The organism is Veillonella denticariosi JCM 15641 (genome assembly GCF_002959855.1).
GTDB classification, from domain to species: Bacteria; Bacillota; Negativicutes; order Veillonellales; family Veillonellaceae; genus Veillonella; species Veillonella denticariosi.
In genome coordinates this window covers 291,962-305,951 of record NZ_PPDB01000001.1, presented here as the reverse complement: position 1 = coordinate 305,951, position 13,990 = coordinate 291,962, and the positions used below count along the sequence as shown (strand labels likewise).

The window sequence follows — 13,990 nt, the reverse complement described above, 5'->3', positions numbered from 1 at the left end:
AATAATCTGAAATCACTTTATCATATCCTGTTTATAGGTTCTTCCCCAGTCACACATAGCCATGATAATAGGCCGCAATGTTTCACCGAATTCAGTCATACTATATTCCGTCTTAGGCGGCACTACAGGATAAATTTCCTTATGGATAACCCCTTCACCTTCCAGGTCTTTCAACTGCTGTGAAAGCATTTTTATCGTGGCCTGAGGAATCAACTTCTGTATTTCATTAAATCGCAACGTACCTTCCGTCATTAAATGAAATAAAATAATAGACTTATATTTACCGCCTACGACGCTCAATGAAGCTTCAACAGGGCAGTTAAATTGTTTTTCTTCCATAGCCACCTCCTCACGCGCATTCATAACCATTTCTTATTTAATAGTATCACGAGCCGCTCTGACCGACAAACTATTTCTCCTATTTGTGAAAGCTTTTAGCAGCATGCACTAACCCGTCCAGCCAATCCTGATGTCCATTAATCATAGGATTCGGCTTTGCCTGATGTAATTCTTTTGTCAAGTAATAGCGTTCATTTTAGTACTCATAATAAGCTCCTTTATATTTATCAAAATCATTAATTTCGTCAGCTGATGATGTCAGTATAACCTCTATTAAACTTTCTAACAAGAACGCACAAAAAAGTCACATAGTTACAAAAAAGTAACTATGTGACTATATATTTAGCTGTAGCTCGATACTCATCGTTAAAAGCCTAAATCTGCTACACCTTATACGGCACCGCCAATTCACCTTTTTCATACCAGAACAGCCCGGATGTACTGATGCGGTGCTCTTTTAATATAGTTTTTACATGATCCGCGATATCCGGTTCTATTTCAATGGATAGGCCGCACATATCATGCAACTCCGGCGGCGTCGCCATCAGTTGATGAGGCACATTGAGTTCGGATAGAACCTTATCCGCCTTATCCCCAAAGTAATATGACGTAAATACGACGAGTAACTTTTTATTTTCCAATACCTCACCTCCTTGATAGAAATTCTTTTATAAGAATCTTAAAGCCCGCCAAAAGATCAGATTGCAGTTTTACATTATAAAGTACACAGCCGATCTATATTAACCTTACGCTATAGTTCCGTTGCCCTCTAATGCCATTTATTTTAGCTTTTATTATAGCTTTACAATATTATCCCCCAGAATGGAGTCAGTAATAGCATACATATTAGTAATACTACCCACGCCAAGCTGGTCTTTAATGCCGAAGTAATCGAGACAGATACCACATGCCGCAATTTCAACACCGGCGTCAGCCAGCTTTTTAATATTCTCTAAATGAACGGAATCATTTGTCACCATCTTAACACCGCTATTGATAAAGCAGATTTTAGATGGTTTTACATCGGCCTCAACCATGCACACCCAGAATGTTTTCATCAAATTGCGACCCAGTTCCTCGCTGCCTTCACCGAGATAATCCTTTGTCATAAGGATAACGCGATTCCCATAATTCATAGGCGCACAGACAGTTTGTCCACCGCCGGTGCCATTTTCGCCGGGTGTCATGGTGAGATAAAAATCCTTACCATCTTGACGAATGACCACGCCATAACCGCGAGATTTACCGAACTTTTCTACATTATCGCGACTCACCTCGTTGTCTACAACAGTCGTAATAACCGCATCAGGATTAGCATCGCTCACTTTTTTGGTTTCAATAACAGGTTTCGGGCACAAACTGCCACGCACATCTACGGTCAATTCATTTTTTTTGCTCATCGTACACCTCTTATCTATATCTCAATATATTTTGTAAAAGTATCCACAATCTACAGATGATACTTAATATACTTAATTATAGATACAAAATATAAATAGTTAAACAATTATTGTATATTACCTATTTATTCGATTATGCCGTTACGCGGACCGAAAGTCCGCTGAAGCTTTCAACGGTTCCTACAATACAGGCACAGTCTATATCCGCCTCATGTAGTGCTTCAACTAAGGCTGTTCCCTCACGTTCAGGAACAGCGAATAGCAAACCGCCCGACGTTTGAGGATCAAACAGGATATCCATCCACACCGGATCAAGTTCCGCATCGACCTGCACATCAGTTATAGCCTTGCGATTACCGTATGATGCAGCCGGTACAAGTCCCATTTGAGCAGCCTCCACAACATCGTCAAAAAGCGGAATATCAAGTGCCTTGATATGAATCGTCACATCAGAAGCACTCGCCATTTCAACGGAATGCCCCATAAGACTGAAGCCTGTCACATCAGTACAAGCATGAACCGTAAACGCGTGCGCCACCTCCGCCGCCATGCGATTCAACGTACTCATACTCGTTACAGCCTGTGCCGTTCCCGTCGGAAAAAGATCCCCTTTCAAAGCGTTATTCATGATGCCCGTTCCGATCCGTTTCGTTAAAACCAGCACATCGCCCGCTTGAGCACCTTTATTTTTCCAGATGTTATTAGGATTCACTTGACCTGTCACGGACATGCCGAATATAGGCTCCTTGTTCTCTATGCTGTGACCGCCCACAATAGCCGCTCCGGACTCGGCTACAATCGCCGCCGCACCATTAAGCACATCCGTCAGCACCCCCTGTTCCACCAAAGGCACGGGAAAACCCACGATATTCATCGCCGTCAACGGTGTGCCGCCCATAGCATACACATCACTTAAGGCATTAGCGGCCGCAATTTTTCCGAATAAAGTCGGATCATTGACAACGGGCGTAAAGAAATCCAAGGTCTGCACCAATGCCAATGATTCGGATAGTTTATAAACCCCCGCATCATCCGCGCCGGTCATATCCGCCAATACATGCTCATTTGTAACGGGCATTACAGCTTTAAGGACGCGATTTAAAATGTAAGGACCGATCTTACATGCACAGCCTCCGCTTGTTACATAATCAGTGAGTCGAACCATAGGACCACCTCCTATTCATTTTCCGGTAAACGCGATACGATTTTCTTAACCGCTTTTTCAAACTTCGGACGCGGCATCAGCAGTTGATGTCCGCAACCGTTGCATACGATAAGAAAATCCGTGCCAATTCGCCTGATTTCCCATTGATCGCTGCCGCAGGGATGCGACTTTTTCATCTGTACCACATCGCCCACATAATATCTCACAAACGCCATGATGCCTCCTTATACGATATATAGTATTTATATACTTATTATACCTAAAATCCAAATGCATATATAGGTGAAAGTATATGAAGCACAATTATCGAACTCTAAACTAGAATATGAATTTGAATACCAGTTATAAGAAACTCCGGAGTCATATCTAAACAATAATGATTTTTTATTCGGCTATCATTCTCAATATCATTTTCTCTATTTCATGTAACGTCCTCACTTATCAACCTTTATTTTTCGGCGCAAATACTACATTGATAACATTTATCATTTAGATTTTTTTCGAAATAAATTTTGTAAAAACACTTGCATTTCTCATTTAGTATGTTACAATATAGTCAACAATGATTATTCGTTAAGTATACGGATAGACCATTGTATATAAAACTGTTACATCAGCAAGTGCTAAACAGATGAGTTAAGTAAGTACTGATTACATGAACAGGCAAGTGCCTCTTTCACTAAAGAATAGGTATTCTTAACTATGACGAAGTCGTCGATAAAACTTTCAGAATAAGTATTCTATTTTATCTAAACTTAAGTAGTCATTTAATGCAAGGAATAAGTATTCCTACATGTATTGCTTTCACAACCAAGTGGTTATGAAAATAAAACGTTAAGTAACATTCTAAGAAAACTGTAAGTACAAAGGAGAAATGAACATGGCAGAATTAAAAGGCTCTAATACTGAAAAAAATCTTCAAGCTGCATTCGCAGGCGAATCTCAAGCATTCCAAAAATATACTTTCTACGCATCCGCTGCTCGTAAAGCTGGCATGAACGAAATCGCTGATTATTTCGAAGAAACAGCTCATAACGAATCCGCACATGCTAAATTATGGTTCAAAGCGCTTCATGGTGGCGATGTATCTTCCGATATCGAAGCTAACCTTCGCGACGCTGCTGCAGGCGAAAACTATGAACACACTACAATGTATAAAGAATTCGCTGACGAAGCCGAAAAAGAAGGCTTTGCTAAAATCGCTTTCCAAATGCGCGAAGTTGGCAAAATTGAAGCTCACCATGAACAACGTTACCTTGCATTAGCAGCTCGAGTTTCCGGGAATAAAGTATTCCACAACGATCAACCGGTAGCATGGATTTGCGCTAACTGCGGTTACATCCATGTTGGTGAAGAAGCTCCTAAAGTGTGCCCAGTTTGTGCACATCCACAAGCATTCTTCCACCGTTATGTAGAATCCATCTAATCTGTAAGTACAGATTTTATAAAATTGCAGGTGCAGACAACCTCTATTCAGTATGCACTGACAACTTCCTTAAAATACAAAAGACGATGACTCCGGTCATCGTCTTTTTTTTACCTTTGTCGCGCTCTAACTGTTTTATTTTGCTTCCTATTTATCTTTGAAGATTTGTGTCAACTGTTGTGCCGTCTCACAAGGATCATCCGCACCGGCTATAGCCGAAATGACCGCCACACCGTATGCACCGCCATGTAAAACTTCCTTAGCATTATCCAGTGTAATGCCTCCAATTCCTACAATCGGCAACGATAAGCCTGCACGCTGCAATTCTCCAATCCGCGCAGGCCCACATGGCGCTTGCGCATCAGCTTTACTGCCCGTCGGATACACAGGACCGATTCCTGCATAGTCAGCAAAACAGATATCTGTCTGCTTCAGTTCTTCCCGTGAGTGAATTGAAATGCCCACAACCTTATGTCCCATATGGTTGCGAACAGACTCCAGGTTCATGTCCTCCTGTCCCACATGAACGCCATCCGCACCGACAGCCACGGCAAGCTCCACATCGTCATTAACGATATAAAGCACATTATAGGCAGCGCAAATATCTTTCAGTTTCTGTGACATTAAAAACTTATCGCTTCCACTTAAAGTACTGCTCCCTTTTTCTCGATACTGAAAGCAGGTCACACCGCCCCTACATGCGTCCTCAACGGTTTCCAGTAATGTATCTGCCCTATAACCTACATCCTGTGTACCGCATATGAAATACACCTTCAACTGTTCAGGTACTACTACGGATCGCATTACATCGACCTCATTCAGCACCGTATCATCCATCGTATACAGTTCATCGATGAAAGCCATGCTGAAATTGCCCGGCACCATACCGCATGATTCAGCGGCCCTTTCACCGGCAATATCGTAATAAGCCAGAACATACGCTAAAAATTCCGCCTGAGAGAACCGGCTTGAAACAGTCCGGGCAATGCTCAAAAAAGCCGCTAGTACAGCCCCGAGTAAACAGCCGGTTCCCGTCACGGATGTCATCAGAGAATGTCCGTGAGAAACGCTGTAAACACGTGTACCGTCAGACACATAATCAATCTCTCCCGTGGCAACGACAGGACAATGAAGTAATCGAGATACATTATATGTTACAGAAGAAATATCATCAACCTGTCCGCCATCGACACCTTTTCCGCTACCGGGCAGTGACGCATGTTTATCGTCACAAAGGGCTTCATAAACAGCTTTAATCTCACTTTGATTGCCCCGTAGCAAGGATATACCTTGAGTCCTCAATAAATCCATTGTAACGGATAAACGATAAGCTCCGGCGTGACAACCGACGGGATCCAGTACGACCGGGACACGATGCTGTTTTGCCAAACGCAAAGCGGATTTATAATAATCAAATTTATCCGGCGTTACCGTTCCGATATTGATGAGCATGGCCGATGCGTGAACAATGAGGTCTTCCAAATCATCCACACATTCACTCATCATCGGAGAAGCCCCTGCAGCCAATAACCCGTTAGCGGTAAATGCCTTAACCACATCATTAGTAATACAGATTACAAGGGGATTTTTTGTTCGCAATTCCTTTAATATATGTAATTCCGGCCATATACGGCCACCCATATACGGATTTTCCTGTTTTCTCATCACTCACCTCTATAATTCTAGTCATCGCTTACTCCTATTGTTTCATCGCCATATGATTAACAGGACCGCAACCATGCCCCAGCCCCGGATTATGCTTAATGGCAAGCGAAATATACTCCTTTGCGATACCGATCGCATCCATCACATCACGCCCCTTAGCGAGTTCCGCCGTAATGATCGCCGAAAAGGTACACCCCGTACCATGCGTATGAATCGTATCGTATTTCGGGCTCGTCCAGCAGCGGACCTCCCCCGTTTTTGTGAAAGCATAGTCCGTCGCATCTCTTCCTATATGTCCACCCTTGATAACGACAACCTGCGGTCCCATGTCCGATAATATACGCTTTGCCGCCGTAGCGATGTCACTTTCACAGGAAATAGCCATATCCGCCAGGACCTCCGCCTCACTGCGATTCGGCGTTACAACACTGGCCAACGGGATAAGCTTCGTTTTCAGAAAATTAATCGCTTCATCGGACACAAGTCTGTCTCCGCTGGTAGCAATCATGACGGGATCCATTACATACGGAATAGATTGATTCAAATAGGGATAGATTACATCCATCATCTCCGGTAAGGCGATCATCCCCGTCTTGACCGCTTGCGGCTCAATATCCGAATAAACGTCGTGCAGCTGTTGTTCAATACTTTCAAGAGACACATGTTCCACATGATGAATGCCTGTCGTATTCTGCGCGACTACAGAGGTTACAACGGCCATACCGTAAACATGACGACTCTGAAAGGATTTTAAATCAGCCATAATGCCCGCCCCGCCGCTCGGGTCCGTGCCGGCTATAGACAATGCAGTATGCAGTTTCATAATACCTCCTATATCTTCATTCATCCCCCACTCCGAGTGCTTTAATAACCGATAAAAAAAGACCATCCAAAATGGAATGGTCTAATTATGCATTCTGTATCACTCCACTTTCCTACGCCGGTATTATCCGGATCAGGTCTAGGGTTTTGAATACTCAATCTCAGCAAAAGCACCCCTAGTGGCAATATATTTTTATACTCTATTTATAGCATTATTATACGTCATATGCAATAACATATGTTAAATTCAATGCATTTATGTTATATACAACAAAATAATTGTTGCCGTTCAATGCGACGCCTGCATGCTATATAAGGCTATCCATTTCCCGGTATAACAATGTGCCCCCCTTCACAAATCCAATGACGATCGCCTACCGTTGCGGCTTCACTCTCGTCATGAGTCACCCATACACACGGCACATCCCATTCTCGGATAATGGATACCAAATCCTCCCGCACATGTTTTCGTAGAGTCCAGTCGAGCGCCGATAACGGTTCATCCAACAACAGTATTGTCGGTTTCGAGTAAAGAGCGCGTCCCAATGCGACTCGCTGCTGCTCGCCGCCGGATAACTGCCCTGCCTTTGTATGACGGTACTTTTCAAGACCCAGTCGCGCCAATAAACGCTCACACATTTCAGGCGTTCCGCGTTTACTGTACTTGATGTTATTTTCCACCGACAAATGAGGAAATACGATATTCCCTTGCGGCATGTATCCTACTTGACGATCTTGAGCCGGCACCCAAATTTTTCTGTCTCTATCCACCCAGGGGATTGCATCATAACGAACGATACCCGTCGTAGGCTTCACAAGGCCTGCGATGCACTTAATGAAAGTACTTTTACCGCTGCCGGATTGCCCCGTCAAAACCGTGATTCCATTCGATAAAACGCCGTCAGCTTTCACAATAACGGAAGGTCTGACTACGGAAAAAGAAAAAGTTATCATAGTCCCCTCCCTAATTATGATCGATTTGACGGAATAAAGTTCCCTTTGTAAGGATATGAATACCGCTCAATAAAGCCAATGTAAGTACACAGATATAAATAACCAGTTCAAAGGCGTCCATATACTGCCCCGCTTCTACATAGGAGTAAATCGCAAGCGGCATAGTGCGTGTGAGCCCCGGAATATTGCCGGCAATCAGAATGGTTGCCCCGAACTCGCCCATGGCACGACAAAAAGCGAGAATACTGCCTGTCAAAATGCCTTTCCAGGCCAACGGAATCGATATGGTAAAGAAGATACGCAATTCTGATGCCCCCAATGTACGCGCCACATCCTCCATGTTATGATCCACGGACTGCAATGCGGAACGCACCGTCTGATAAAACAACGGAAAAGCGATAACAGAAGATGCCACAACGGCACCGGCCGCGGAAAAGACGACGCCCAAACCGTGGCTTTCAAGCCATGCACCGAAAGCATAACCGGGCGTAAATATCATAAGCAGCGCAAAGCCTACAACCACAGGAGGAAGCACAAGAGGCAATGTGAGAATCGCATCAATAATAGCAACGCCGTTCCAGCGACATTGATTCATCAAGAAACAGGTAATCAGACCGCCGATGATAACAAACACGAGGGCAACACCTGCCACCCAGATAGACAACCATAAAGGACTCATAGTTGCCCCCTTTCTTAAAATACATAATTCATTATGTTCATTCTATCATAATAAAACGCTAGCCTTCAAAGCTAGCGTTTTAAATTTATTTTTCGGTAGAGAAACCGTATTTTTCCAATACCTTTTTACCTTCATCGCTCATCACATATTGATAGAAGTCTTTTGCCAATGCGTTATCATACTTCTTAATGATACCGATCGGGTAGATAACAGGGTCATGAGAATCCGCAGGTGTTACCGCCGCGATTTGCACCGCATCGCCTGCCGCGATAGCATCCGTTTTATAAATAAAACCTGCATCCCCCGCGCCCTGACTGATAGATGCCGTTACAGCTTTAACATCTTTTGCGTATACTACATTCGGTTCCACCTGATCCCATATGCCCATCTTTGTTAATACCTGTTTACCGTAGTTGCCGGCCGGCACCGTTTCAGGATTACCCAACACAATACGCTTCACCGTCGTGATTTGATCCAAACTGATTTGAGGTTGACCTTTCGGCACAACGAGAACTAATTCATTTGTAACGAACGGTTTCACATCAGTTACAAGGTCCTTTTCCTGTAACATTTTCATATTTTTTTCGTCCGCAGAAATAAATAGACTTGCCGGTGCGCCCTGTTCAATTTGTTGACGCAATGTACCGGAGCCTGCAAAGTTAATAGCAATCTGATCGTCCGCTAAATGATGGTCCTTCTTATACGTATCTGCCAATTCGGTAAGGGCCCCTTTGAGACTCGCCGCCGCTTGAACCGTAATCTTTTCGGATGTACTCGGCTTCGCTGAGTCTGCAGTTTTACTGCTGTCATTACCGCAACCTGCCAAAAACACAATCATGCAAATACTCATTAACAGTACTAGAATTTTCTTCATGATTCCTCCTGCATATCCCATATCGCTCCATTCTATGAAAGCCATGGTATCTTCAACGGTAATACTCATACAAAATACTGAACATACGATATACTCATATTATACTATAAAAATTTCTCTTTGACTGTATACTTTCACACTACTATGCATAAATGCTAGTAATGTATATGATAAGCATGAATAATGGATAAAATTTAGGATCCCAAAATATACGTACTATGGTATGATAATAATAGAAAATATTATAATATCTATATGCGCTAAACCTGTATAACAAATGTATATATTCATGCTCAAAGCGTCATATTTTATATCCTATCAATAAAGAAATTTCAGGTGAGATGATGAATTTATTCGAATTAATAGGCCATATTTTTATCAATTCCATGGTCCCTATATTTATGCTCATCGGCATGGGTTATGTATTAGATAGAAAATTTAAACTCGATTTATACACACTGAGCAAACTCAATTTCTATATACTGTTACCGGCCTTTGTCTTTAAAGCCTTATATGAAGCCAAGTTTTCGTGGAGCACATTGGAAATCGTGCTTTGTGCCATCTGTGTCCTCATACTGAACTATATTATTTCGGGTATCGTCGGCCGTCTAAACGGATACGATATCGCCAAGATAGCGACCCTAAAAAACTGCGTTATGTTCAATAACTGCGGTAATATGGGGGTAGCACTTGCGCTCTTCGTATTCAGCAATGTCCCTTATGTCGTCGACGGTGCTACCCCCTATGCGGAGCTCGGTATTCTAAGCGTAGTATCGATCATGGTCATTCAAACCATCACGAGCAACACCTTCGGGTTCTACCAGGCCGGTGCGGGCCGCTTGAGCTCACATGATGCACTTAGAGTCGTATTTCACATGCCCATGGTCTACGCTGTGCCCCTAGCTCTCTTATGCAAACTGCTACCTTACGACTTGCACAATATCTTCGCCTATGCACCTCTCACGATATTCGCACAAGCCTTTGTAGGTATCGCGATGCTCGCTTTAGGCGTACAGATCAATAGAACACCGCTGAATTTCTTCAAATCCGATGTTTTATTGGCGAGCAGCCTGCGGCTCATCGTGAGCCCGCTCCTCGCGGCAGCTGTAACGATCTGCTTTATCCTGTTCTACGGCCCGATGCATCCCATTGCGGCGCAGACCCTCGTCATCACCTACAGCGTACCGAGCGCCATCAATATGGCCCTCATCGCTATCGAAATGAAAAACAATCCGGAATATGCGACACAGGTCGTCATGGGATCTACCATTCTATCGGCTGTGACCATGCCTATATTTATCACATTGGCATATTATTTATTTCCGTTATATTAACAAAAAACAGGATTATAGCACAAAACGGGGTTATAGGACAAAACGTGTTGCAAATTTAATCCTATGAATTGAAATAATACAAAACACATCTCGTACAAACGACGAGATGTGTTTTTATATGCTGTATTCAAAGATTTTACATATCAATCTTCTATATTTAAAAGCGACCTTAAATTGAACGCTATTGATGCGCCACATGTTCCATACCCATTCGCACGAGACCTTCAACGTGATCATCATCGAGTGAATAATACACGGTCTTGCCTTCTTTACGATATGTAACAAGTCGAGCCTGACGCAACACGCGCAGCTGATGAGATATGGCTGATTGTCCCATCCCCATCGTCTCCGCAATATGATTGACGCACATTTCATTATCCAACAATAATTCCACTATTGTAAGGCGTGTCGGATCACCAAGGATTTTAAATAGTTCCGCTAACTTGATTAAAGATTCTTTTGTGTCCCCCATCGGTATCCCCTTTCTATGTATTATAGGTATATTATACATAAAAAAAGACTTTGTTCATAGAACAAAGCCTTTTTATGTAATTCATTTATAACATCTTATGACGATAATTATTTAATGATTAGTACAGGACATGTAGAATGGCTAGTCACATAGCTACTTACACTACCCATAAATAAGCCTTTCAATGGTCCGAGACCACGGCTGCCCATTACGATAAGGTCCGCATTGTATTTTTTTGCCACAGCGAGCAATGCAGGTCCAGGAGAACCGACTTCAAATACACTTTTAACCTTAACGCCTGCAGGGATTTCTTTCACCACATCATTCAAGATTTCCTTGCCGGTTTCCTCCATGTCCTCAGCGATTTGTTCGGACACATAACCACCGGAAATCGGAGTTTGATCAAAATTGGAAATAGCAGACACAATATTAGCAACGTGAACAACAATCAATTCAGCGTGGTTGCGATCCGCTACAGCGAGAGCATGTTCCAATGCGCGCTTAGCATTTTCAGAGCCGTCTGTAGGTACGACAATAGTTTTGTAGGTAACCATAATAACCCCTCCTATTTCTAATCCCTCAAAGGGGATATGATCAAAGATTGTTTAGCCTATATTACTATATTCTAGACAAGCAAGGAAAACTCCTCTTTTTTTCTGAGGATTTATACTCATTATAGCACAGATTCTTAAAAATTATGCAAATAATACAAATTTCTGCATATCATAATACGTAATATGATCTTACAATACTTGCGATGATTGGTTTGTATTCAATGTCGTAGTCAATTTAAAGCCGTCCAAAATGTCGATAAATTCAGGCGTCGCCAATGTTACGCCTGCAGGTCCGATCATGCGTGCCACGGCCACATTGCCTTCATTGCCGAGAATGATAGTCGCTCCGAAGGATACCTGTGCCGCTGCGGATGTATCGGCCGTATTCGGATTCTTCATATGTCCCGCAATGTAGAACATCACGTTTCCGTCTACGATATGCGTTTCATACCGTGAAATCGTGGCCTTATTCACCTCCACCAGCTGTTTCACATAGTAATCGCCCAGCATCTGTTTTCCCATCATCGTCGGCACACCCGAGCTGACCGCCTGTACAGGAATTGTGAAAGACTCAATATCGAGTCTCACGTTGTTCTTGGCAAATGCTATTTTTCCCTTTTCGTTAATCCGTGTAAAGCCCTTCGGATATGTAAATTTAATTCCTTCCACCACGTTGATATCACTTGTACCGGCGAGCATTTTCTGTACGCCTTTAATGGTGCCCGAGCCGCTCTTGCGATTCAATAACTCAAATGACGGTATCGTCGTTTCGAGCAATCCCTGTTCCATAAAGTCCTTTTGGAACGGAGGATAGGTGCTGGCCAAATTATATCGATGAGTCGGATCCTTATCCATGATAAACTCCGCTTCAAAAACGGATTGAACAGACTCCGTAGAGGTCATCTCCGCATAGGATTTCGGCGTAGTCCGGTTCCAACGGGCCGCTGTAGCACCTTTTTTAGCGAAAAAACCGCCCTCGATATCATTCGCATCAAATACATCGCTGTGTTGACGCCAAATGCTGAGATATTGCTCATTGCTCAAGCCCTTGATCGGCACACCGTACCAAGTCGTGTTCCATTCCTTCTGAGATACACCGTCCTGTGGCGTGTTGTTACGCTTCGTGAAAGAAACCGTATACGAATCTTCCTGGGTCGGTCCCGCCAAGTTAAAAGAATACCCCTGAATATGCCCGCTTTCACTGCGCACATCCATATCCACCATGACGCCGTCGGAAACACGCCACGGAATGGTGAAAGTATATCCGTTTTTATAATCCTTTACAACCGTATTCATCTTTGTCGCATACGACTTATATTGAGCCGGCAAAATAGATGCCGAATCCTTTTGCGATTCCACAATAGCATGAGGCGTCGCTTCCGTATCTGCTGCCATGGCCAATGGCCCCACAAGTGCTGTCACAACCATAAACGCTGCGGTTAAACGTAGTTTCATAGCTTCTCCTTATAACATATTATCCAAGAAAGCCTTAGTTCTTGGAGACTGAGGATTCGTAAAAATTTGTTCCGGCGAGCCTTCCTCTTGAATGACACCGTCCGCCATGAAGATAACGCGGTCCGATACTTCGCGGGCAAAATTCATTTCATGGGTGACGATGATCATCGTCATGTGGTCATCCGCCAGTTGTTTTATCGTTTTCAATACCTCTCCGGTCAACTCCGGATCAAGGGCCGATGTCGGTTCATCAAAGAGCATGATTTCAGGATTCATCGCCAAAGCGCGGGCGATAGCCACGCGCTGCTGTTGACCGCCAGATAAACGGGACGGGTACATATCACGCTTCTCCCACAAGCCGACCTTGTTCAGCAATCGTTCAGCAATCGGCAGTATATCTTCTTTTTTCATGCCTTTAACCATATGCGGAGCAATCATGATATTGTCGAGCACCGTCATGTGCGGGAATAAGTTAAACGATTGAAATACCATGCCCATACGCAACAGTAAATCATGTTGAGTCTGAGAATCCGCATATTTTACGACGCCGCTTTCATCAGTGCTCGCAAGAACGGTTCCATCAACAGTAATAGATCCGCCATCGATGGTTTCAAGTTGCCCCAAACATCGCAAAAAGGTGGATTTACCGGAACCGGAAGGACCGATGATGGATACGATTTCCCCTCGATCCATCCTGAGCGACACGTCGCGCAATACAGGCTGATTGTTAAAGCGCTTTTCGATGCGCTCCATATTTACAAATGTCATAACTACCTCTTAATTAATCGGGTTCATATATACGAGTTTATATACACGGGAAGTACATGTGCTATGCATACACTATGCACATA

The 13,990-nt window shown here is 43.4% G+C and carries 16 protein-coding genes and 1 riboswitch; of the genes, 2 read left to right on the top strand and 14 right to left on the bottom strand.

The genetic code is table 11. From position 1 onward, the window contains the following. Positions 1–12: 12 nt before the first annotated feature. The 5 genes from VEHSUH05_RS01490 to VEHSUH05_RS01465 all read right to left on the bottom strand — a co-directional run bounded on the left by VEHSUH05_RS01490 (position 13) and on the right by VEHSUH05_RS01465 (position 3,119). Positions 13–339, bottom strand: a complete 327-nt coding sequence (locus VEHSUH05_RS01490) for a winged helix-turn-helix transcriptional regulator (RefSeq protein ID WP_095065201.1) — start codon at positions 337–339, stop codon at positions 13–15. Between the two features lie 383 nt (positions 340–722). After that, the gene (locus VEHSUH05_RS01480) at positions 723–980 is read right to left on the bottom strand and encodes a putative Se/S carrier protein (RefSeq protein ID WP_038118181.1); all 258 of its coding nucleotides are present in this window, start codon (positions 978–980) and stop codon (positions 723–725) included. A 153-nt stretch (positions 981–1,133) separates the two neighbouring features. After that, positions 1,134–1,739, bottom strand: a complete 606-nt coding sequence (gene yedF / locus VEHSUH05_RS01475) for a sulfurtransferase-like selenium metabolism protein YedF (protein ID WP_054673895.1) — start codon at positions 1,737–1,739, stop codon at positions 1,134–1,136. Between the two features lie 133 nt (positions 1,740–1,872). After that, a complete protein-coding gene (gene selD, locus VEHSUH05_RS01470) occupies positions 1,873–2,904 on the bottom strand; it encodes a selenide, water dikinase SelD (RefSeq protein WP_105090529.1) in 1,032 nt (343 codons plus the stop codon). Between the two features lie 11 nt (positions 2,905–2,915). Beyond that, a complete protein-coding gene (locus VEHSUH05_RS01465) occupies positions 2,916–3,119 on the bottom strand; it encodes a DUF951 domain-containing protein (RefSeq protein ID WP_054673897.1) in 204 nt (67 codons plus the stop codon). Positions 3,120–3,784: 665 nt separating this feature from the next. Here VEHSUH05_RS01465 and rbr point away from each other — a divergent pair. After that, positions 3,785–4,330 carry a rubrerythrin gene (gene rbr / locus VEHSUH05_RS01460; protein ID WP_105090528.1) on the top strand — a complete coding sequence of 182 codons (546 nt, stop codon included), beginning with the start codon at positions 3,785–3,787 and terminating at the stop codon, positions 4,328–4,330. Positions 4,331–4,477: 147 nt separating this feature from the next. On the opposite strand, the gene thiM is transcribed toward rbr, so the two are convergent. The 5 genes from thiM to modA form a co-directional block, all read right to left on the bottom strand. Further along, on the bottom strand, positions 4,478–5,995 hold the full coding sequence (thiM, locus tag VEHSUH05_RS01455) for a hydroxyethylthiazole kinase (RefSeq protein ID WP_105090527.1): 1,518 nt from the start codon (positions 5,993–5,995) through the stop codon (positions 4,478–4,480). A 34-nt stretch (positions 5,996–6,029) separates the two neighbouring features. After that, entirely contained in the window at positions 6,030–6,818 is a 789-nt protein-coding gene (gene thiD / locus VEHSUH05_RS01450; protein ID WP_105090526.1) for a bifunctional hydroxymethylpyrimidine kinase/phosphomethylpyrimidine kinase, read from the bottom strand. Between the two features lie 92 nt (positions 6,819–6,910). Further along, positions 6,911–7,005, bottom strand: a riboswitch (TPP riboswitch). 130 nt (positions 7,006–7,135) lie between these two features. After that, the gene (locus VEHSUH05_RS01445; protein WP_105090525.1) at positions 7,136–7,771 is read right to left on the bottom strand and encodes an ATP-binding cassette domain-containing protein; all 636 of its coding nucleotides are present in this window, start codon (positions 7,769–7,771) and stop codon (positions 7,136–7,138) included. Between the two features lie 10 nt (positions 7,772–7,781). After that, positions 7,782–8,450, bottom strand: a complete 669-nt coding sequence (gene modB, locus VEHSUH05_RS01440) for a molybdate ABC transporter permease subunit (RefSeq protein ID WP_105090524.1) — start codon at positions 8,448–8,450, stop codon at positions 7,782–7,784. Between the two features lie 85 nt (positions 8,451–8,535). Next, complete coding sequence (modA, locus tag VEHSUH05_RS01435) at positions 8,536–9,324, bottom strand: molybdate ABC transporter substrate-binding protein (protein WP_105090523.1); 789 nt, start codon at positions 9,322–9,324, stop codon at positions 8,536–8,538. A 344-nt stretch (positions 9,325–9,668) separates the two neighbouring features. On the opposite strand from modA, the gene VEHSUH05_RS01430 reads away from it, so the two are divergent. Next, complete coding sequence (locus tag VEHSUH05_RS01430) at positions 9,669–10,658, top strand: AEC family transporter (RefSeq protein ID WP_105090522.1); 990 nt, start codon at positions 9,669–9,671, stop codon at positions 10,656–10,658. 181 nt (positions 10,659–10,839) lie between these two features. Here the strand turns inward: VEHSUH05_RS01430 and VEHSUH05_RS01425 are convergent, their stop codons facing one another. The 4 genes from VEHSUH05_RS01425 to VEHSUH05_RS01410 all read right to left on the bottom strand — a co-directional run bounded on the left by VEHSUH05_RS01425 (position 10,840) and on the right by VEHSUH05_RS01410 (position 13,907). After that, a complete protein-coding gene (locus VEHSUH05_RS01425) occupies positions 10,840–11,130 on the bottom strand; it encodes an ArsR/SmtB family transcription factor (protein ID WP_095065157.1) in 291 nt (96 codons plus the stop codon). Positions 11,131–11,237: 107 nt separating this feature from the next. Then, positions 11,238–11,684: a universal stress protein gene (locus VEHSUH05_RS01420; RefSeq protein WP_038118201.1), complete on the bottom strand. Its 447-nt coding sequence runs from the start codon at positions 11,682–11,684 to the stop codon at positions 11,238–11,240. 189 nt (positions 11,685–11,873) lie between these two features. Continuing rightward, positions 11,874–13,139 (bottom strand): hypothetical protein, encoded by a 1,266-nt coding sequence (locus tag VEHSUH05_RS01415; protein ID WP_054673910.1) that lies wholly within the window; start codon positions 13,137–13,139, stop codon positions 11,874–11,876. Positions 13,140–13,148: 9 nt separating this feature from the next. Then, on the bottom strand, positions 13,149–13,907 hold the full coding sequence (locus VEHSUH05_RS01410) for an amino acid ABC transporter ATP-binding protein (RefSeq protein WP_105090521.1): 759 nt from the start codon (positions 13,905–13,907) through the stop codon (positions 13,149–13,151). Positions 13,908–13,990: the final 83 nt, after the last annotated feature.

Coding starts and splice junctions, on each gene's coding strand:
- VEHSUH05_RS01490 (WP_095065201.1), bottom strand. CDS start 339: ATGGAAGAAAAACAATTTAACTGCCCTGTTGAAGCTTCATTGAGCGTC.
- yedF (WP_054673895.1), bottom strand. CDS start 1,739: ATGAGCAAAAAAAATGAATTGACCGTAGATGTGCGTGGCAGTTTGTGC.
- selD (WP_105090529.1), bottom strand. CDS start 2,904: ATGGTTCGACTCACTGATTATGTAACAAGCGGAGGCTGTGCATGTAAG.
- VEHSUH05_RS01465 (WP_054673897.1), bottom strand. CDS start 3,119: ATGGCGTTTGTGAGATATTATGTGGGCGATGTGGTACAGATGAAAAAG.
- rbr (WP_105090528.1), top strand. CDS start 3,785: ATGGCAGAATTAAAAGGCTCTAATACTGAAAAAAATCTTCAAGCTGCA.
- thiM (WP_105090527.1), bottom strand. CDS start 5,995: ATGAGAAAACAGGAAAATCCGTATATGGGTGGCCGTATATGGCCGGAA.
- thiD (WP_105090526.1), bottom strand. CDS start 6,818: ATGAAACTGCATACTGCATTGTCTATAGCCGGCACGGACCCGAGCGGC.
- VEHSUH05_RS01445 (WP_105090525.1), bottom strand. CDS start 7,771: ATGATAACTTTTTCTTTTTCCGTAGTCAGACCTTCCGTTATTGTGAAA.
- modB (WP_105090524.1), bottom strand. CDS start 8,450: ATGAGTCCTTTATGGTTGTCTATCTGGGTGGCAGGTGTTGCCCTCGTG.
- modA (WP_105090523.1), bottom strand. CDS start 9,324: ATGAAGAAAATTCTAGTACTGTTAATGAGTATTTGCATGATTGTGTTT.
- VEHSUH05_RS01430 (WP_105090522.1), top strand. CDS start 9,669: ATGAATTTATTCGAATTAATAGGCCATATTTTTATCAATTCCATGGTC.
- VEHSUH05_RS01425 (WP_095065157.1), bottom strand. CDS start 11,130: ATGGGGGACACAAAAGAATCTTTAATCAAGTTAGCGGAACTATTTAAA.
- VEHSUH05_RS01420 (WP_038118201.1), bottom strand. CDS start 11,684: ATGGTTACCTACAAAACTATTGTCGTACCTACAGACGGCTCTGAAAAT.
- VEHSUH05_RS01415 (WP_054673910.1), bottom strand. CDS start 13,139: ATGAAACTACGTTTAACCGCAGCGTTTATGGTTGTGACAGCACTTGTG.
- VEHSUH05_RS01410 (WP_105090521.1), bottom strand. CDS start 13,907: ATGACATTTGTAAATATGGAGCGCATCGAAAAGCGCTTTAACAATCAG.